This window comes from Pseudoxanthomonas sp. z9, from assembly GCF_006542425.1.
Classification (GTDB): Bacteria; Pseudomonadota; Gammaproteobacteria; order Xanthomonadales; family Xanthomonadaceae; genus Pseudoxanthomonas_A.
The window spans coordinates 1-17,754 of record NZ_VFID01000015.1 but is presented as its reverse complement, the minus strand read 5'-3'; the positions used below and the strand labels follow the sequence as shown (position 1 = coordinate 17,754).

The following is a 17,754-nucleotide window of genomic DNA, read 5'->3' as shown; positions in this document are numbered from 1 at the left end:
GGTCATCGCCGGTCGTGTCCGCTGCCGCGCGATGGAACGCGCCCCACCGCTTCCGATCCTGTTCCGAATCCTGCTGTCGCAACACCCACATCCACACATCACAGGGGTCAGCAAGCAATGCAACGGAAGATCAGCCTCATCACCACGGCCATCGCCGCCGTCCTCGTCACCTCCCCGCTCTACGCCGCCAATGCCGACCAGACGCCGGCCGCCAGCCGCGCCAAGGGCTTGGCCGTCGGTCATGCGGCCGCGCTGAAGAGCAGCGACGGCGACGAGTTCGTCGCCCGCGATGTTATCGTCGATCGTGACGGCACGGAGCACGTGCGCCTGGATCGCCGCTACAAGGGATTGCCCGTCATCGGCGGCGACGTGGTGATTCACTCCAGGAATGGAAAGCTCAAATCCACCAGCCTCACCCTGCGCGGCAACGGTCGCCCGGCACTCAAGGCCGGCATCGACGCCGACGCCGCGGTAATCTCGGCCGGCGCCGACTTCAAGGGCCAGATCGACGACATCGGCAGCCAGGGCCTGGTGATCTATGCGCGCGGTGCGCAGCCGGTGCTCGCCTACGAGGTGCGGGTACGGGGCGTGTCCGACAGCCAGGGCGAGGCCGACATGCGCTATTTCGTCGACGCGCACAGCGGCAAGGTGCTGGATCACTGGAACATCATCCATACCGCGGCGGCGGTCGGCACCGGCCAGACCCTGTTCCTCGGCGACGTGGCCATCACCACCAATTCGATCAGCGGCGGTTACCAGATGGTGGATCCCACCCGCGGCGGCGGCAATACCCGCGACGGCCTGGGCAAGGAAATCAGCCGCGTCTACAGCACGGCCGCGATCATGACCGATGCCGACAACAACTGGGGCAACAACACCGAGTCGCAGGTGGCAAGCGAGGCGTCCGACGCGCACTTCGGCGTGGCCGCGACCTGGGACTATTACAAGAACACCTTCGGTCGCAACGGCATCTTCAATGACGGCGTGGGCGTGAAGAGCATCGTCAACGTCACCTTCCGCGGCGGCGGCGGCCCGGCCACCGGCGGCAACGCGGGCTGGTACGGCGCACCGTACAAGTTCATGGCCTACGGCCTGGGCACCTCCACCTGGTACCCGGTGGTATCGATCGACGTGGCCGGCCACGAGATGACCCACGGCGTGACCGAAGCCACCTCCAACCTGGCCTATTCCGGCGATGCCGGCGGTCTCAACGAGGCGGCCTCGGACATCATGGGCACCATGGTCGAGTACTACATCAACAACGCCAGCGATCCGGGCGACTACCTGATCGGCGAGAAGATCTATCGCAGCAATCCGGATGGCAAGAAGGCCCTGCGCTACATGTTCCGCCCCGGCGATGCGGACGGTGGCCGTTCCTACAACTGCTATCCGGCGGCGGGCTTCGCCGGCGTGGATCCGCACTACTCGTCCGGTCCGGCCAACCACTTCTTCTACCTGCTGGCGGAAGGCGCGGTCTCGCCGGCCGGCTTCAGCTACACCGCCAGCCAGCTGGTCTGCAATGGCGATACCGGCGTGACCGGCATCGGCCGTGACGCCGCCCAGCGCATCTGGTACCGCGCCCTGACCGTGTACATGACCTCCAACACGACCTATCCGCAAGCCCGCACCGCCACGCTCAACGCGGCCAGCGATCTGTACGGTGCCGGCTCGGCCCAGTACAACGCGGTGGCGCGTGCCTGGAGCGCGGTCAGCGTCAATTGATCCGGTTTCATCAACGCCGCGAAAGAAACGGCCCGCGCGAGCGGGCCGTTTTCTTGTCGGAGGTGCTCAGGCCGATACGGTATCGGCGCGCATCGGTTGTGGCCGCAGGTAGGTCAGCGAGCGCCAGACCCACTCCGCCGGACCGAACCGGAACCGTGCCAGCCACCAGCGGCTGAACACCACCTGGAGCAGGAATACCGCGAACACGAACGGCACCTGCCACGCGCGCGGCAACTGATCCAGGTAACCCAGCCCGTAGCCGTTGAAGATCAGCGTGCACACGATCGACTGGGTCAGATAGTTGGTCAGCGCCATCCGCCCGGCCGGCGCCAGCCAGTGCAGCAGCGACGCGCTCGCCGTCGACTGCACGCCCTTCACGATCCAGCCCACGTAGCCGAACGCCATCAGCACGCTACCGACGGAACTGGCCACGAACGCCAGCGACGCGTGCAGGTTGATGTTGTTGAAATCCGCGGTGGGCTCCATCCGGAACGACAGCAGCATCAGGGCCAATCCCAGTGGCAGCGCGCCCCAGCGCAGGAACGCGAACAGGCGCGGGAAACGATCCGGCGCGGCGATGGCGCCGCTCTTCACGAACCACGTGCCGAACAGGAACATGCCGAACACCGTAGGCCCGATGAACAGCAGGTTGCTGAGCATGAAGCCGACGTCCCTGGCGCGCTGGATGACGGCTTCCAGGTAGGTGCCCGAGCCGTAGGCGCTGCGCTGGGCTTCCAGCATCGCGTTCATCTCCGCGCCCGCCTTCGCCATTTCGCTGTTCCAGTTGGCGCCCGCGGCCGGATCCATCTGCATCGCCGATCCCACCAGTCCCAGCAGCAGCATCATTCCCGACGATGCCAGGTAGGTCAGGCCCGCGATCCAGGGCAGCCACTTGGCGGGCACGTTGCGAAACGCCAGCAGGAAAAACGACAACAGCGCGTACATCAGCAGGATGTCGCCCGACCAGATCAGCACGCCATGGATCACGCCGATGACCAGCAGTACCAGGCTACGCCGCCAGTACACCCCCGCGAACGGTTGCCCGCGCGCTTCGGCGCGGGTCGACATCACCGCGAAGCCCATGCCGAACAGCAGCGAGAACAGGGTGTAGAACTTGCCCTGCACCAGGATGTAGATGAGCGCATCGGCGGTACGGTCCGCGCCGGTCAATGCCGGGTCGAGCCCGGAGAACGACTGGAACAGCGGGCCGGCCATGCCCTCGATGTTCATCAGCAGGATGCCCACCAGCGCGAAGCCGCGCAGCACATCCATGGTCTCGATGCGTTCGCTGGCGGCGACGGGCCGCAGCGGTGCGTCCGGGTTCGACGATATGGCGCCCATGTCCTTGCTCCCTGGAATCGTGGCGCATTAAAGCATGTTGACGCTTCCCGGCCAGCCATCCGCCGGAACGGAAGCGGGTGTAACCTCGCGCCCATCGCGCTGCCTCCCGCGTCCGTCCCACCGCCATTCCCCGCCGCAACGCCTTCGGAGAAACCCGTCATGACTCCCTTCCGCCTGCGACTTGCCGCCCTGCTGCTGGCCGGTCCCGGACTGCCCGTGTTCGCCGGCACGCCGGATGGTGCGCTGCTGCATCCCGTCAACCCGCCCGGCGCCACCATTCCCAATGTCTCGCAGGCCATGCGCGTCGATGGCGGCAAGCTGTTGCTGCTGTCCGGCCACGTGCCGTTGCGCGCGGACGGCAGCCTGGTCGAAGGTTCGCTAGAGGGTCAGCTGGAACAGGTCATGCGCAACCTGGACGCCACCCTGCGCGCGGCCGGCAGCGATTTCTCCCACGTGGCCCGGTTGACGCTGTACATCCGCGACTTCGATCCCGCGCAGTTGCCGGCCATCCGCAAGGTGCGAGATCGCTGGATCGACCCCGAGCGGCCGCCGGCCAGCGCGCTGGTCGGAGTGCAGGCACTGTTCCAGCCCGGCGTCCGCATCGAAGTGGACGCCATCGCGGTCATTCCGGAGTCCGGCGGCGGCGACCCGCGCGCGCCCTGATCGGAAAGAACGCGGACACGCCGGACACGGAAACGAGAACGGCCCGCTCGCGCGGGCCGTTTCTTTTGCATCGCGGGAAAGTGCGTCCGCTCAGTGGTGATGGCCACCGTCGCCGTGCACGTGGCCGTGCTCGACCTCTTCCGGCGAGGCTTCACGCACCTCGACGATTTCGACGTCGAAATGCAGATCCTTGCCCGCCATCGGATGGTTCAGGTCGACGTCGACCACGCTCATGCCGACCTTCTGGATGGTCACCGCGCGCGGGCCGAAGTTGGTGTTCAGCACGACCTGCTGGCCCGGGACGAGCTTCTGGGTGCCGAAATGCTTCTTGGGCACGCGCTGGCTCAAACCGTCGCGACGCTCGCCATAGGCCTCGGCGGCGGTCACGTCCACGCTGAAGCTCTCGCCGGCTTCACGATCCTGCATCGCGTTCTCCAGGCCCGGAATGATGTTGCCGTGGCCGATCAGGATGGCGAGCGGCTCGCGGTCCTTCGAGCTCTCCAGCGGCTCCTGGCCGACTTCGGAGACGGTGTAGTGGAAACGGACGACGCTGTCTTTTGCGATTTTCATTCGGGACTCTGGAATAGGGGCTGCCGGCGGCAGGCGTGGTGGCTTGTCGGCCAGGTGGATTGCGGGCGAAGATGCGCCGCAATGAAGACCGTGCATTATCCCGGCTTGGACCGCCTGCCGCCACCCGCGGCCCGCCGCGCCGTGGTCGTGGTCGCCGTGCTGCTGGCCGCCCTGCTGGCCGGCTGTGGCGGTGGCAAGGAGACCGTCCGCCGCTCCCCGCCACCGCCGGCCCGGGAGTGGCCGCGGGTCGAGGCCGAGGACCCGGCCGCCGCCAATGCCGTATTGATGCGGGCCATCGGCCTGGTCGGCACGCCTTACCGCTACGGCGGCAACACCCCCGAATCCGGGTTCGACTGCAGCGGGCTGGTCGCCTACGTCTTCCGTGACATGCTGGACCTGAAGCTGCCCCGCACCTCGGGCGAACTGGCCAAGGTGCAGGGGCCGCGCATCGAACCGCGCCGGCTGGCGCCCGCCGACCTGGTGTTTTTTGGCAGCCGGGGCAGCGTTAGCCATGTCGGCATCTATGTCGGCGAGGGTCGCTTCGTACATGCCCCCAGTACCGGCGGCACGGTCCGGCTGGATCACCTGGACGGCAGCTACTGGCGCGATCATTACAGCGGCGCAAAACGGGTCCTGCACTGAAGTCGGCCAGTTCTGTGACCCAAGCCCGGTCTTGTTAACGAATAAATAACGATTTGTGAACCAAATCGAGGCGATATGACGGCACTATTGCCGCTTCGCATTTTTCCCGACCCCGCGTGACGACCGACGACCTGCCGCCAGGCCAGCCCGCCGCCGCCCACCGCACCCCGCGGGGCGTGAACCGATTCCTTTCCCTGGTGCTGCTGGCCGCCGCAAGTGTCCCCGCGTGGGCCCAGCAGCATGCGCCCGGCGCCGATGCGGTCGAGACCGACGTCGTGGAAACCGCCGCGGCGGTCAATGCCCCGGAAGCCGTTGCCGCCAAGCCGGCCTCGTTCAGCATCAAGGAAAAGGCGGCCGAAGCCGCCACCGCCACCCTCACTGCCCTCCTGCCCCGCCTGGCCGCCAGCGACAGTCTGCCGCTGCTGGACCGGTCCACCATGGTGGCCGGCGACCTCAGCCGCCTGCTGGCCGGCTATGACCTGAGCAAGGACGGCGTGATCAAGGACGAGGGCGGCAAGATCCAGGCCGTGCTCAAGCGCGCCCTGACCCTGATGGGCACGCCCTACCGCTGGGGTGGCACCTCGCCGGACAGCGGTTTCGACTGCAGCGGCCTGGTCGGCTACGTGTTCCGCACCGCGCTGGGCATCGAACTGCCGCGCGTATCCCGCGACATGGCATCACAGGCCAACGGCCAGATGATCGCCAGTCGCGATGAACTCCAGCAGGGCGACCTGGTGTTCTTCGGCCGCAAGGGCCGGATCAACCACGTCGGCATCTACGTCGGCGAAGGGCGCTTCCTGCACTCCCCCAGCACCGGCAAGGACGTCCGCGTGGACAGCCTGACCACCGGCTACTGGGCTCCCCGCTTCATGCAGGCCCGCCGCGTCGCGATGTGACCGGGCTTCGGGATGCCATACGCGCGTCCCGACAGGACAATTCTTCGATGCGGAACTGCGGGATGCGGCAGCGACGTGAATCGCGAGCTCTTTGCTTTCCCGCTCCTCCATCAGAAATAAGCTTGCCGGACTGACCGCAGGCCTCCGGTCTTCTGACACACCTCGTCGCGACTCACGTCGCTCCTACAATGAACGACTCCAGCAAGCTCCTTGTGGGAGCGACGTAAGTCGCGAGCTTTTGCTTTCCCGCCCGCTCATCAGGAATGAGCTTGCCGCGCTGACCGCAGGCCTCCGGTCTTCTCGCACACCTCGTCGCGACTCACGTCGCTCCCACAATGAACGGATCCAGCAGCTCTTCCCTGTAGGAGCGACGTAAGTCGCGAGCTTTTTATGCGTTGTCCACGACATCCGGCGGCTATCCCGCCATCTGCCGTGTTCCCGAATGGCCTGTCACTCACCCGGTCGCGACTTACGTCGCTCCCACGGTAGGGAGCCTCAGGTCGTCGCGCCCGCGCTCTGGTAGTGGGCGACGGTTTCCTCGATGCCCTTGCTCAGTTCCATCACCTTGAGCGCGTATTCGGCCAGGCGGCAGTCCTCCGGCGTTTCCGGCTTCCAGGCCGGCACCGCGGTCGGCTTGCCCTCGACCTGATCCAGGGCGACGAACACGATGATGCAGTGCGTGCACAGCCGCGATTCGCCGCCCATCGGGTCGCGGGCGCGCACGTCCACCGCGAAGTGCATGCTGCTGGTGCCGGTGTAGACCAGCTTGGCCGACACCGTCACCAGATCGCTGGTGCGGATCGGGGCGACGAAGCGGATACCGCCCACCGCCACGGTCACGCTGTAATGGCCACTCCAGCCCACCGCCGCGGCGTAGCCGACCTGGTCGATCCACTTCATCACGATGCCGCCGTGCACCTTGCCGCCGTAGTTGACGTCGGTGGGCTGGGCCAGGAAACGGAAGTTCAGTTCGCGCTGTTCGCCACTCATGGGCTTCTCCTCGGGGGAGTGGCAAAGATACGCCAGTCACCACCCGGCCGGCACGCCGGCGGCATATAAAAAAAAGCCGGCGCGGACGCCGGCCTTGAACGACAGGGAATTGCAAACTTGCGGACTACTTCTGCGAGGCCTGGAACGTACCGTAGGGCTTGAGCTGTTCGGCGATCGCCTTGCCGTCGCCGACCACGATGATCGACTGTTGCTTCGGATCGAAATACTGCTGGGCGACCGCCTGCACCTTGGCCGCGTCGATCTGGCGCAGGCGCGGCACGTACTGGCCGAGGAAATCCGACGGCAGGCCAATCAGCCAGTTCTTCGCCAGGGTGCCAGCCACCGCGCCCTGCAACTGGTTGCTGAGCACGTAGTCGCCGGCGATGTAGCGCTTGGTGTCGTCCAGTTCCTTGGCCGGCACCGGTTCGTTGCGCAGGCGATCGAATTCGCCGAAGAACTCCTTCAGCGAGGCACCGGTGACCTCGTTGCGCACGTCGGCCTGCGAGACCAGGTCGCCACCCGCGCGGGAAGCTGACAGGCGCGTGCCCGCGCCGTAGGTGTAGCCCTTCTCCTCGCGCAGGTTGAGGTTGACCCGGCTGCTGAAGCCGCCGCCCAGCACGATGCGGGTGAGCTGCAGCGGGATGTAGTCCGGGTCGGTGGCCGCCAGCGCCGGCTGGCCGATGCGCAGGGTGGACTGCACGCTGCCATCACGTTGCAGCAGCACGAACTTCGGCGCAGCGGTGCGCGGAGGCGCCACGGTATCGGCCACCTCGCCGCCGGTGCCTTTCCAGTCACCGAATGCCTTCTCCGCCATCGCGAATCCCTGCGCGGGCGTGACCCGGCCGGTGATCACCAGCAAGCTGCGATCCGGATGGAAACGACGCGCGTGTTCGGCGCGCAGCGTGGGCGTGGCAAGTGCCGCGATGCCGGCTTCGCTGAGCTGGGTGCGCGCATACGGATGGTCGCCGTACACCGCCGCCAGCATCGCGCGGTTGGCACGGAACGAGGGCTGCGCTTCATTGGCTTTCAGTTGCTGGGCGGCGTTGGCCTGGGCCAGCTTGACCTCGTTTTCCGGGAAGGTCGGCTCGCGCACGACCTCGGCCAGCAGGTCCAGCATCGGCGGGGCCTGGCTGGCGAGCGCGTCGGCGTACACGGTGACGCCGTCATTGCTGGCGCCGGCACCGATGCTGCCGCCGTAACCCTGCGCGGTTTCGGCGATGGCGCGCGAATCGCGGCGCGCGGTGCCCTCGGTCAGCAGGCCGGCGAACAGGCTGGCGAAGCCGGAAGCGTTGGCGGCATCCGCGGCCAGGCCGGCGTTGCGCACCGCCAGCACGTAGTCCACGCGCGGGATGCCGTCGCGCGGCACCACCCATACTTCCAGCCCGTTGGCGAGCGTCTTCTTTTCAATCTGCGGCACCGGCAACGGCTTGTCCGGCGCGTATGGCGGCAGATCCTTCGGCAGCACCGGCTCGGCGGCATGCGCCGCGCCGGCGAACAGCGTGGTCAGGGCGAGGGCAATCGCGGTCTTGTGCAGGCTCATCGGGATTCTCCTCATTCCTTTTTCGCCGACGGCGCCAGCATCGCCGCGGGCTTGCGGTCGATGACGGTGCGGTTGGCCGGGGTCAGGTAGGTGGCGGCGACGCGCTTGACGTCCTCGGAAGAGACGTTCTGGATCCAGCCGGGAATCTGGTTGGCGACGTTGGCATCGCCCCACAGCGTCTGCAGCTTGGCCAGGGTGTCGGCGCGATTCAGGAACATCTCCAGGCCGTTGTACCAGTCGGCCAGCAGCTGAGTCTTGATGCGCGCCAGGGTCGCATCGTCGGCGCCTTCGCGGGCGATGCGTGCGATCTCTTCATCGATGCCCTTGAGCACGGTGTCCGCGTCGGTGGTCGGCTTGTACAGCGCGAACACGGTGAACAGGGTCGGGCCGTCGTATTCCCATTCACTGGTCAGGCCGTACAGCGATTCGACGTTGAGCGCGAGTTCGCGGCCCTTGACCAGGCCCTGGTACAGCCGCGAGGCATCGCCGTTGGCGAGCAGCGCGCCCAGCACGGCCATCGGCGCCTGATCGCGGCTGCCGCGATCCGGCATCTTCCAGGCCGCCGCGATCGCCGGCACCTGCGCCAGCGCGTCGCTCTGCTGCACGCGCTTTTCCTGCGTGTTCAGGCCTTCCTTGTAGTCCGGCGCGGCCGGGGTGGCGCGCGCGGGAATGCCGCCAAAGTACTTCTGCGCCAGCGCGAAGCCCTGCTCCGGGGTGACGTCGCCGGCAATCGCCAGCACCGCGTTGTTGGGGCCGTAGTAGTCGCGGTGGAATGCCTTGACGTCCTCCAGGCTGGCGTTCTCCAGATCCTCGAAGCTGCCGTAGCCGTCGTGGTTGTTCTCCCACTTCTGGAACGCCTGCTGGCCGATGTCGATCCACATGAAGCCGCCGTAGGGCTGGTTCTTCACGTTGACGCGGATTTCCTCCTTGACCACGTCCTGCTGGTTCTTCAACGTCTCGGCATTGAAGTCCAGGGTCTTCATGCGATCGGCTTCCAGCCACAGGATCGCGTCCAGTGACGACACCGGCGCGGTCTCGATGTAGTTGGTGAAGTCGGCGCGGGTGGAGCCGTTGTTGTTGCCGCCGCCGCCGGTGATGACGCTGTCGAACACGCCCTTCTTCGCGTTCGGCGTGCCCTGGAACATCAGATGCTCGAACAGATGGGCGAAGCCGGTGCGATTGCGCGGCTCCAGCCGCATGCCGACGTGGTAGACCACGCTCACGCCGACCACCGGCGAGCTGTGATCCTCGGAGATGACGACGGTCAGGCCGTTGTCGAGTTTCTTGACGGCGACCGGGACGGTCCAGCGGTCGGTGTCGGCGGCCATGGCCGGCAACGCCAGCAGCAGGCCGGCCAGAAAACCGGCGGCGGTGCGGATGCGCATCGGGAATCTCCCCAGTAAAGTCCCCGCAGCCTACGCCGCCCCGTCACGCCCGCCCCGGCCCGGAAGTCATGGCCGGGCCCGCCTGCCTCAGTGGCGGACGACGTAATGCATGCCCACCGAGGCCGGACCGACGTCGGCGAAGCCGTATTGCGCGTACAGGTGCTTCGCCTCGCCGTCGGCAATCAGCGAGACGTGCGCGCTGTCCAGGGTATTGGCCTTCAGCCAGGCATCCAGCGCGCCCATGATGCGCTTGCCCAGTCCCCGGCCCTGGTGTTCCGGCTCCACCGCGATGTCCACCACCACGAACGACAGGCCGCCGTCGCCGATGATCCGGCCCATGCCGATGGCGCGGCCCTGGTGCAGGAGGCTCACCCCGTAGAGGGTGTTGGGCAGGCCGCGCTCGGCGGCCTCCTGCGATTTCGGCGACAGCCCGGCGACCGCGCGCAGCCGGCGGAAATCCTCGACGCCGGGGAAGCGCTCGACCAGCGTGTAGGGATCAGACGGCGCGTTCATCGGAACCCTCGCCCTCCTCCAGCCCGAGGTTGGTCGGCGCGGCCTCGTAGACGTTGCGATCCAGCAGGCCGGTTTCCTTGGCCACCAGCACCGGCACCACCATCTGCCCGGTCACGTTGGTCATCGTGCGCATCATGTCGAGCACGCGATCGATCGCGTACAGGTAGCCGATCGTCTCCAGCGGCAGGCCGGCGGCGGTCAGCACCACCGTGGCCATCACCACCGCGGTGCCGGGCACGCCGGCGGTGCCGAAGCTGCCCAGCACCGAGGCGATCAGCACGACGAAGTACTGGTCCGCGCTGAGCGGGTGGCCGGTGTACTGCGAGATGAAGACCGCGCACAGCGCCGGATAGATCGCGCCGCAGCCATCCATCTTGATGCTCGCGCCCAACGGCACCGCGAACGAGGCGTAGTTCTTGTCCACGCCCAGGTTGTGGGTGACCGCGCGGATCGCCGCCGGCATCGAGGCGAAGCTGGAGGAACTGACGAACGCCACCTGCATCGCCGAGGCGGCGCCGCGGAAGAACTTCCACGGGTTCAGGCCATGGCTGAGCAGCAGCAGGCTGTAGGTGATCACGATATGCAGCGCGCAGGCCAGGTACAGCGCACCGACGAAGCTCGCCAGCGGCAGCAGCTTGCCGAAGCCATAGGCGCCGACCAGCGAGGCGATCAGGCCGAAGGTGCCCAGCGGGGTCACTTCCAGCACGAAGCGGGTCACCTGGATCATGATTTCGCTGCTCTCGCCGGCCAGCTTGCGCGCCGCGGCCACGCGATCGCCCAGCTTGACCATCGCGAAGCCCAGCAGCGCGGCGAAGAAAATCACCGGCAGGATCGAGCCCTTGCCCGCCGCCAGCACGGTCTCGCCGGCGGCATTCTTGGTCGTGCCGATGCCGGTCAGCGCATGGAACGGATTGGACGGCACCACGTCCAGCAGCACCTTGATCGGACTGGGCACGTCCTTGGGCACGTAGCTCGGATCCACCTGCAGCGTGGTCACCCCGACGCCGGGCTGGACGATCACGCCCACCGCCAGGCCCACGCCGACCGCCAGCGCCGCGGTGACCACGAACCACAGGAAGGTCCGCCCACCCAGTGCGGCGACCGATTGCTGGCCATGCAGGCTGGAGACCGCGTTGATGACGGCGAAGAACACCAGTGGCACCGCGATCATCTTGATCAGGGTGACGTACAGCGCGCCCAGCGGACCGAACCAGGTGTCGGCCGCGGGTCCCAGCAACCAGCCGGCCAATGCGCCGAGCACGAAGCCCCCGACCACCCGTTGCCAGAACGGGATCCTCAACCACGCGGAGACCAGCTTCATCGGCAGCCCTGAAAATACGGAATCCCGAACGATAGCCCAGTGCCGTCCCATACGCGACGGCATGGCTGGAAAGGCCGCATGTCATGAACAGGACACTGTCACCGGGCCATAATGCCCCGTTGCCTTGCCTGGAGTCCCTGATGCGTCGTACCGCCGTCCTGCCCGTCCTGGGCATGTCCCTCGCCACCCTGCTCGCCGGCTGCGCCACGGCGCCCGCGACCTCCTCCGCCCCGACGGCGGCACCCCGCATCGATGTCCCGGTCGTCGCCCATCCCGGCGGCGAGACGCCGGCCTGGTGGTATCGCAACGGCGCCGCCCGCGCCGCCGCCAACGGCGCCATGAACGGACGCGCGAAGAACGTCATCCTGTTCCTCGGCGACGGCATGAGCCTGACCACGGTCGCCGCCGCGCGCATCCTCGACGGCCAGCGCAAGGGCGGCTCGGGCGAGGAGAACCTGCTGAGCTGGGAACGCTTCCCGCACACCGCCTTCAGCAAGACCTACAACACCGATTCGCAGACGCCGGATTCGGCCGGCACCATGACCGCCATCACCACCGGCGTGAAGACCCACATGGGCGCCATCGGCGTCAGCGCCGGTCGCCGCGACGACTGTGCCGACAGCCTGGGCAAGGCCGCGCTGACCTGGCTGGAACTGGCCGACAGCGCCGGCCTGGCCACCGGCATCGTCAGCACCGCGCGCCTGACCCACGCCACTCCGGCGGCGACTTACGCGCACGTGCCGGATCGCAACTGGGAAAACGACACCGATCTGCCCAAGACGGCGGTCGAACAGGGTTGCCGCGACATCGCCCAGCAACTGTTGACCTCCTCGCGCTTCGGCCACGGACCGACCGTGGCGCTGGGCGGCGGCCGCGCCGAATTCACCAGCACCGAGCAGCGCGATCCGGAATACGACGACAAGGTCGGCGAACGCCTCGACGGGCGCGATCTGCCGGCCGAGTGGCTGAAGGCCAATCCGGGCGGCCAGTACGTGTGGAACCGCAAGCAACTGGAAGCGGCCAAGGACGCGCCGCGCCTGCTGGGCCTGTTCGAGCCGGATCACATGCAGTTCGATCATGACCGCTCGCGCACCGACACCGGCGAACCTTCGCTGGCCGAACTGACCCGCGCCGCCATCCACACGCTGTCGCGCAGCCAGGAAGGCTACGTGCTGATGGTCGAAGGCGCGCGCATCGATCACGCCAACCACTACGGCAACGCCTTCCGCGCGCTCGACGAGACCATCGCCATGTCCGAGGCCGTGCAGGCCGCGCTGGACGCGACCTCGCGCGAGGACACCCTGATACTGGTCACCGCCGATCATTCGCACACGCTGAACTTCGTCGGCTATCCGGTGCGCGGCAACCCGATCCTGGGCAAGGTCCGCGGCCAGGGCGGCGAGGACGACGTGCCCGGCGACCTGGCGCGCGACCAGACCGGCCTGCCGTTCACCACGCTCAGCTACGCCAACGGCCCCGGCTACACCGGCGAGAGCAACCAGCAGAAGGCCGGCCCCAAGCGCTTCATCCATGCCCCCAGCAACGTCGAGACCAGCGAAGGCCGTCCCGACCTGACCGCTGTGGACACCGAGCATCCGGACTACCTGCAGGAATCGCTGGTGCCGCTGAAGTCCGAATCGCACGGCGGCGAGGATGTCGGCATCTGGGCCATCGGCCCGGGCAGCGACGCGGTACGCGGCACCGTCGAGCAGAACACCATCTACCACTTCATCGTGCAGTCCACGCCCCGGCTGCGACAGCGCCTGTGCGCGGCCAACACCTGCAACGCCGACGGCGTACCGGTGGAACTGCCGAAACCGGTGGATTTCGAAAAGAAACCGTAAACAAAAACGCCCGGGCCAAACCCGGGCGTTTTCCCTTGTGGGAGCGACGTGAGTCGCGAGCTTTTCGAATGACCGACCGGCATCACGAATCGCGACTGACGTCGCTCCCACAAGGTGGACGGTGCTGAATCTTTGGACCTACCGAGGCCGGTGGATTTCGAGAAGGAACCGTAAACCAAAACGCCCGGCCATTCGCCCGGGCGATTTCCCTTGTAGGAGCGACGTCAGTCGCGACCATCGGCTACCCCCCCGTGGAATTTTCCCGGTCGCGACTCACGTCGCTCCTACAGACACCCCGATTGTGGGAGCGACGTGAGTCGCGAGCTTTCGAATGACCAACCGGCATCGCGAATCGCGACTGACGTCGCTCCCACAAGGTGGGCGGTACTGAACCTTTGGACCTATCGAAGCCGATGGATTTCGAGAAGCCGTAAACCAAAACGCCCGGGTCACAAATCCGGGCGTTTTCCCTTGTGGGAGCGACGTGAGTCGCGAACTTTTCGAATGACCGACCGGCATCACGAATCGCGACTGACGTCGCTCCCACAAGGTGGGCGGTACTGAACCTTTGGACCTACCGAGGCCGGTGGATTTCGAGAAGGAGCCGTCAACCAAAACGCCCGGCCATTCACCCGGGCGATTTCCTTGTAGGAGCGACGTCAGTCGCGACCATCAGCTACACGCCCGTGGAATTTTCCCGGTCGCGACTCACGTTGCTCCTACAGACACCCCGATTGTGGGAGCGACCTCAGTCGCGACCATCGGCTACACGCCCGTGGAATTTTCCCGATCGCGACTCACGTCGCTCCTACAGACACCCCGATTGTGGGAGCGACGTGAGTCGCGAGCTTTTCGAATGACCAACCGGCATCGCGAATCGCGACTGACGTCGCTCCCACAAGGGGGGCGTCGCTGAAGCCTGCAACGCCCTTGATTCAGAACGGCTTGGCCAGCACCAGCCAGACGATGCCGATCAGCACGATCACCGGTGCTTCGTTGAACAGGCGCAGGGTGAAGGGGGACGGCAGCGCGCGGCCCTTCTCCACCCCCTTGAGCCAGCGGCCGGCGATGATGAAATGCGCCAGCACCAGCACCACCAGGGTCAGCTTGGCGTGCAGCCAGCCGGCGCCGGGCGCGGCCATGGTCGGAAAGCCCGGAATCACCTTGTAGCCCAGCCACAGCAGCAGGCCCAGGATCACCGCCAGGCCGAACATGTTGTGGCCGAAGCGGTACAGCTTGCGTCCCATCAGCAGCAGCCGCGCCTGCACGTCCGCCTGTCCGGTCGTCTCGGCGAGATTGACCAGGATACGCGGCAGGTAGAACACCGTCGCCATCCACGCGATCACGAACACGAGGTGGAAGGTCTTGACCCAGAAGTAGAGGCTGGCTTTGTCCACGCGGGACTCCGGTGCGGGCGAAGGGTGCGCGGATTCTCCGCCATCGCGCGGACCGCTGTCCAACCGCAACACCATCGCCGCCCCTTTTCCTTCGCCTCGCAAACCGGGATCCTTGCCGATGAGCTTGCCGAGGTTTCCATTCCGATGAAGAAGTACGACGCCCATTATTTCCAACGCTGGTATCGCGACGGCGAGATCGGCGGCCCGCAGCGCCTCGCGCGCAAGGTCGCGCTGGCCGTGGCCACCGCCGAGTACTACCTGGAGCGCCCGATCCGCACCGTGCTGGACATCGGTTGCGGCGAAGGTGCCTGGCGCACGCCGCTGCTGAAACTGCGCCCGCGCCTGCGCTATCTGGGCTTCGACAGCAGCGAATACGCGATTGCCCGCTACGGCCGCAGCCGCAACCTGCACCTGGCCGCGTTCGCCGACTTCGAATATCTGCGCCCCTGCCCGCCGGTGGATCTGCTGGTCTGCGCCGACGTGATGCACTACCTGCCCACGCGCGATCTGCGCCGGGGCCTGCCGGGGCTGGCCGAACTGTGCGGAGGGGTCGCGTTCTTGGAAACCTTCACCCGCGAGGATGAATACGAAGGCGACCACGATGGTTTCCAGTCGCGCCCGGGCCGCTGGTACCGCCGCCAGTTCGAGGCCGCCGGCCTGCGTGCGGTGGGCTCGCACTGCTGGCTGGCGCCCGCCCTGGCCGCTGAAACCGCCGCGCTGGAGATCCCGGGCGCTGGCTGAACAGGCCGATTCCGGGTGGTCCCGGATTGCGCTATGCTGCGCCGCAGCAGACTGCACCAAATCCGGGATTCCCGTTGCCCATGACTCTCCTGTACCAGTGGCATGAACTTGGCCGTGCCTGGATGGCGCCGCTCGCCTACATGGCCGAAGCCAACGCGCGGATCTTTTCCGCGCCCGGCAGTTGGCTGTCCAACCTGCCCGGCGCCGAGCGCATCGCCGCCGGCAACGAACTGATCTACCGCATCGGCAAGGACTACGAGAAGCCGGCCTGGGACATCCACGAGGTGGAAGTCGAAGGCCGCACCGTGCCGGTGGTGGAACAGGAAATCATCAAGAAGCCGTTCTGCCGGCTGCTGCGCTTCAAGCGCTACACCGACGACGCCGACAGCATCAAGGCGCTGAAGGACGACCCGGTGGTGCTGGTGGTCGCGCCGCTGTCCGGCCATCACGCGACCCTGCTGCGCGACACCGTGCGTACCCTGCTGCGCGATCACAAGGTCTACGTGACCGACTGGGTCGACGCGCGCATGGTGCCGACGTCCGAGGGCGCCTTCAGCCTGGACGACTACGTCGCCTACGTGGAGGAGTTCATTCGCCACATCGGCGCCGACAACCTCAACGTCATCAGCGTATGCCAGCCGACCGTGCCGGTGCTGGCGGCGGTGTCGCTGATGGCCGCGCGCGGCGAGGCCACGCCGCGTTCGCTGGTGATGATGGGCGGTCCGATCGACGCGCGCCGCAGCCCGACCGAGGTCAACAGCCTGGCCACGCGCAACCCGCTGTCGTGGTTCGAGAACAATGTCATCCACAGCGTGCCGATGCCCTATCCCGGCCAGAGCCGGTCGGTGTATCCGGGCTTCCTGCAGCACGCCGGCTTCATCGCGATGAACCCCAGCCGCCACTTCATGTCGCACTGGGACTTCTACGCCAACCTGGTCAAGGGCGATCTGCAGGACGCCGAGTCGCACCGCCGCTTCTACGACGAATACAACGCGGTGCTGGACATGCCGGCCGAGTACTACCTGGACACGATCCGGGTGGTGTTCCAGGAGTTCCTGCTGCCGCGCGGCAAGTGGAAGGTCAACGGCGAACTGGTCAACCCGGCCGCGATCAGGAAGACCGCGCTGCTCAGCATCGAGGGCGAACTGGACGACATCTCCGGCCTGGGCCAGACGGCCGCCGCGCACGACCTGTGCACCGGCATCCCCAAGGCGCGGCACGCGCACATCACCGTCGAGGGCGCGGGTCACTACGGCATCTTCAGCGGCCGTCGCTGGCGCGACAAGGTCTATCCGCAGGTGCGTGACTTCATCGCAAAGTACGCCGACTGATCGATCACGCTGCGATGTTCCGCAAACAGAAAGCCCCGCTCGCGCGGGGCTTTTTTGCTTCAACTTTCGTCGCGACATCCCTGGGTAAAGGTCTTGTTGCTGGTGACGACGCCCCAGCGCCCATCCTTCGCGCCGCAGCCTGCGGTCCACGACCCCACCAGTACGCCTTCCTCGTCGTAGTAATGCCACGTGCCCTGCCAACCGGCAGCCGCGTTGAAGGACACCAGCGCAAGAAAGGCCAGCGCAGCGACGGCGGGGATACGGTTACGAGCCATACTCATCTCCATGATGTTCGCGGCGGAAGACCGCGCCGACACGGTAGACATTCCCGCCAGCGGCTTCTGTTAACCGTGCCCCAGGTTGGTGGATGGCTGCATTCAGGGATGTGCAGGATGCGTCACCCATCGGCGCGCGAGCGCCGGCGCGGAATCCCGGCGACCTTCGTGGCTTTCCGAACCCGATGCCACCGTTGGTCCGCGATGCCTCGATGCCGTGGCGGGGAAACATCCGCTTCCACGACCACCGCCGGTCAACCCGCCCCCGGGACCGCCATGCGCCATCACCCGCGACGATGGCCGCGGGTACGCGAACGGCGCCGGCCCGCGAGCACCCGCTATGCTTGTCCCACCTGACGCGGCCGGGCCGGGATAGCCGCCAGGACCCGGGCATTTCACTTTCGACTCCCCGCTTCGTCTCTACCGGCATGGCTGAATCCAGAAACAAGTTGCCTCCCGGCGCACCGGTCCCCGACGGGACCGGTGCGCGCGCCTCCGCCGAGGATCTGGTCCGCGACTTCAACCAGTCGCTGGTGCGCATGCTGCAGTTGCGGCTGGGCTCCTACGACGACGCCTGGGAGGT

The 17,754-nt window shown here is 66.9% G+C and carries 15 protein-coding genes and 1 pseudogene; 7 read left to right on the top strand and 9 right to left on the bottom strand.

The genetic code is table 11. The features are described 5' to 3' along the window. The first annotated feature begins 117 nt into the window (after positions 1 to 117). The gene (locus FG323_RS17720) at positions 118 to 1,722 is read left to right on the top strand and encodes a M4 family metallopeptidase (protein ID WP_141456048.1); all 1,605 of its coding nucleotides are present in this window, start codon (positions 118 to 120) and stop codon (positions 1,720 to 1,722) included. A gap of 66 nt (positions 1,723 to 1,788) precedes the next feature. Here the strand turns inward: FG323_RS17720 and FG323_RS17715 are convergent, their stop codons facing one another. Beyond that, complete coding sequence (locus FG323_RS17715; protein ID WP_141456047.1) at positions 1,789 to 3,063, bottom strand: DUF418 domain-containing protein; 1,275 nt, start codon at positions 3,061 to 3,063, stop codon at positions 1,789 to 1,791. Between the two features lie 159 nt (positions 3,064 to 3,222). Here FG323_RS17715 and FG323_RS17710 point away from each other — a divergent pair, with 159 nt between their 5' ends. Beyond that, positions 3,223 to 3,726 (top strand): RidA family protein, encoded by a 504-nt coding sequence (locus FG323_RS17710; RefSeq protein ID WP_141456046.1) that lies wholly within the window; start codon positions 3,223 to 3,225, stop codon positions 3,724 to 3,726. Between the two features lie 90 nt (positions 3,727 to 3,816). Here FG323_RS17710 and FG323_RS17705 read toward each other — a convergent pair whose 3' ends face one another. Next, positions 3,817 to 4,296, bottom strand: a complete 480-nt coding sequence (locus FG323_RS17705) for a peptidylprolyl isomerase (RefSeq protein ID WP_141456045.1) — start codon at positions 4,294 to 4,296, stop codon at positions 3,817 to 3,819. 81 nt (positions 4,297 to 4,377) lie between these two features. On the opposite strand from FG323_RS17705, the gene FG323_RS17700 reads away from it, so the two are divergent. Both FG323_RS17700 and FG323_RS17695 read left to right on the top strand, forming a co-directional pair. After that, a complete protein-coding gene (locus tag FG323_RS17700) occupies positions 4,378 to 4,938 on the top strand; it encodes a C40 family peptidase (protein WP_141456044.1) in 561 nt (186 codons plus the stop codon). A gap of 275 nt (positions 4,939 to 5,213) precedes the next feature. Continuing rightward, complete coding sequence (locus FG323_RS17695) at positions 5,214 to 5,834, top strand: C40 family peptidase (RefSeq protein WP_255470228.1); 621 nt, start codon at positions 5,214 to 5,216, stop codon at positions 5,832 to 5,834. Positions 5,835 to 6,329: 495 nt separating this feature from the next. Here the strand turns inward: FG323_RS17695 and FG323_RS17690 are convergent, their stop codons facing one another. The 5 genes from FG323_RS17690 to FG323_RS17670 form a co-directional block, all read right to left on the bottom strand. Next, positions 6,330 to 6,824, bottom strand: a complete 495-nt coding sequence (locus FG323_RS17690) for an acyl-CoA thioesterase (protein ID WP_141456042.1) — start codon at positions 6,822 to 6,824, stop codon at positions 6,330 to 6,332. A gap of 124 nt (positions 6,825 to 6,948) precedes the next feature. Beyond that, positions 6,949 to 8,364: a pitrilysin family protein gene (locus FG323_RS17685; RefSeq protein WP_220094204.1), complete on the bottom strand. Its 1,416-nt coding sequence runs from the start codon at positions 8,362 to 8,364 to the stop codon at positions 6,949 to 6,951. 11 nt (positions 8,365 to 8,375) lie between these two features. Then, entirely contained in the window at positions 8,376 to 9,749 is a 1,374-nt protein-coding gene (locus FG323_RS17680) for a pitrilysin family protein (RefSeq protein ID WP_141456041.1), read from the bottom strand. A gap of 87 nt (positions 9,750 to 9,836) precedes the next feature. Continuing rightward, the gene (locus FG323_RS17675) at positions 9,837 to 10,262 is read right to left on the bottom strand and encodes a GNAT family N-acetyltransferase (RefSeq protein WP_141456040.1); all 426 of its coding nucleotides are present in this window, start codon (positions 10,260 to 10,262) and stop codon (positions 9,837 to 9,839) included. Beyond that, complete coding sequence (locus tag FG323_RS17670; RefSeq protein ID WP_141456039.1) at positions 10,246 to 11,583, bottom strand: dicarboxylate/amino acid:cation symporter; 1,338 nt, start codon at positions 11,581 to 11,583, stop codon at positions 10,246 to 10,248. The genes FG323_RS17675 and FG323_RS17670 overlap by 17 nt, the downstream gene beginning before the upstream one ends. A 140-nt stretch (positions 11,584 to 11,723) precedes the next feature. Here FG323_RS17670 and FG323_RS17665 point away from each other — a divergent pair, with 140 nt between their 5' ends. Beyond that, entirely contained in the window at positions 11,724 to 13,427 is a 1,704-nt protein-coding gene (locus FG323_RS17665) for an alkaline phosphatase (RefSeq protein WP_141456038.1), read from the top strand. 935 nt (positions 13,428 to 14,362) lie between these two features. Here the strand turns inward: FG323_RS17665 and FG323_RS17660 are convergent. Beyond that, complete coding sequence (locus tag FG323_RS17660; RefSeq protein ID WP_255470227.1) at positions 14,363 to 14,824, bottom strand: CopD family protein; 462 nt, start codon at positions 14,822 to 14,824, stop codon at positions 14,363 to 14,365. 144 nt (positions 14,825 to 14,968) lie between these two features. Between FG323_RS17660 and FG323_RS17655 the strand changes: the two genes are divergently transcribed. Together FG323_RS17655 and phaZ are read left to right on the top strand one after the other, a co-directional pair. Next, positions 14,969 to 15,565 (top strand): class I SAM-dependent methyltransferase, encoded by a 597-nt coding sequence (locus FG323_RS17655; RefSeq protein ID WP_141456036.1) that lies wholly within the window; start codon positions 14,969 to 14,971, stop codon positions 15,563 to 15,565. An 80-nt stretch (positions 15,566 to 15,645) separates the two neighbouring features. Then, a pseudogene (phaZ, locus tag FG323_RS17650) lies at positions 15,646 to 16,887 on the top strand (polyhydroxyalkanoate depolymerase); the annotation flags it as partial. Positions 16,888 to 16,955: 68 nt separating this feature from the next. Here the strand turns inward: phaZ and FG323_RS17645 are convergent. Next, complete coding sequence (locus FG323_RS17645) at positions 16,956 to 17,222, bottom strand: DUF6289 family protein (RefSeq protein WP_141456034.1); 267 nt, start codon at positions 17,220 to 17,222, stop codon at positions 16,956 to 16,958. Between the last annotated feature and the right edge of the window lie 532 nt (positions 17,223 to 17,754).

What these genes read in the sequence shown, in the direction of transcription:
- FG323_RS17720 (WP_141456048.1), top strand. Translation starts at nt 118, where the DNA reads ATGCAACGGAAGATCAGCCTCATCACCACGGCCATCGCCGCCGTCCTC.
- FG323_RS17715 (WP_141456047.1), bottom strand. Translation starts at nt 3,063, where the DNA reads ATGGGCGCCATATCGTCGAACCCGGACGCACCGCTGCGGCCCGTCGCC.
- FG323_RS17710 (WP_141456046.1), top strand. Translation starts at nt 3,223, where the DNA reads ATGACTCCCTTCCGCCTGCGACTTGCCGCCCTGCTGCTGGCCGGTCCC.
- FG323_RS17705 (WP_141456045.1), bottom strand. Translation starts at nt 4,296, where the DNA reads ATGAAAATCGCAAAAGACAGCGTCGTCCGTTTCCACTACACCGTCTCC.
- FG323_RS17700 (WP_141456044.1), top strand. Translation starts at nt 4,378, where the DNA reads ATGAAGACCGTGCATTATCCCGGCTTGGACCGCCTGCCGCCACCCGCG.
- FG323_RS17690 (WP_141456042.1), bottom strand. Translation starts at nt 6,824, where the DNA reads ATGAGTGGCGAACAGCGCGAACTGAACTTCCGTTTCCTGGCCCAGCCC.
- FG323_RS17685 (WP_220094204.1), bottom strand. Translation starts at nt 8,364, where the DNA reads ATGAGCCTGCACAAGACCGCGATTGCCCTCGCCCTGACCACGCTGTTC.
- FG323_RS17680 (WP_141456041.1), bottom strand. Translation starts at nt 9,749, where the DNA reads ATGCGCATCCGCACCGCCGCCGGTTTTCTGGCCGGCCTGCTGCTGGCG.
- FG323_RS17675 (WP_141456040.1), bottom strand. Translation starts at nt 10,262, where the DNA reads ATGAACGCGCCGTCTGATCCCTACACGCTGGTCGAGCGCTTCCCCGGC.
- FG323_RS17670 (WP_141456039.1), bottom strand. Translation starts at nt 11,583, where the DNA reads ATGAAGCTGGTCTCCGCGTGGTTGAGGATCCCGTTCTGGCAACGGGTG.
- FG323_RS17665 (WP_141456038.1), top strand. Translation starts at nt 11,724, where the DNA reads ATGCGTCGTACCGCCGTCCTGCCCGTCCTGGGCATGTCCCTCGCCACC.
- FG323_RS17655 (WP_141456036.1), top strand. Translation starts at nt 14,969, where the DNA reads ATGAAGAAGTACGACGCCCATTATTTCCAACGCTGGTATCGCGACGGC.
- FG323_RS17645 (WP_141456034.1), bottom strand. Translation starts at nt 17,222, where the DNA reads ATGTCTACCGTGTCGGCGCGGTCTTCCGCCGCGAACATCATGGAGATG.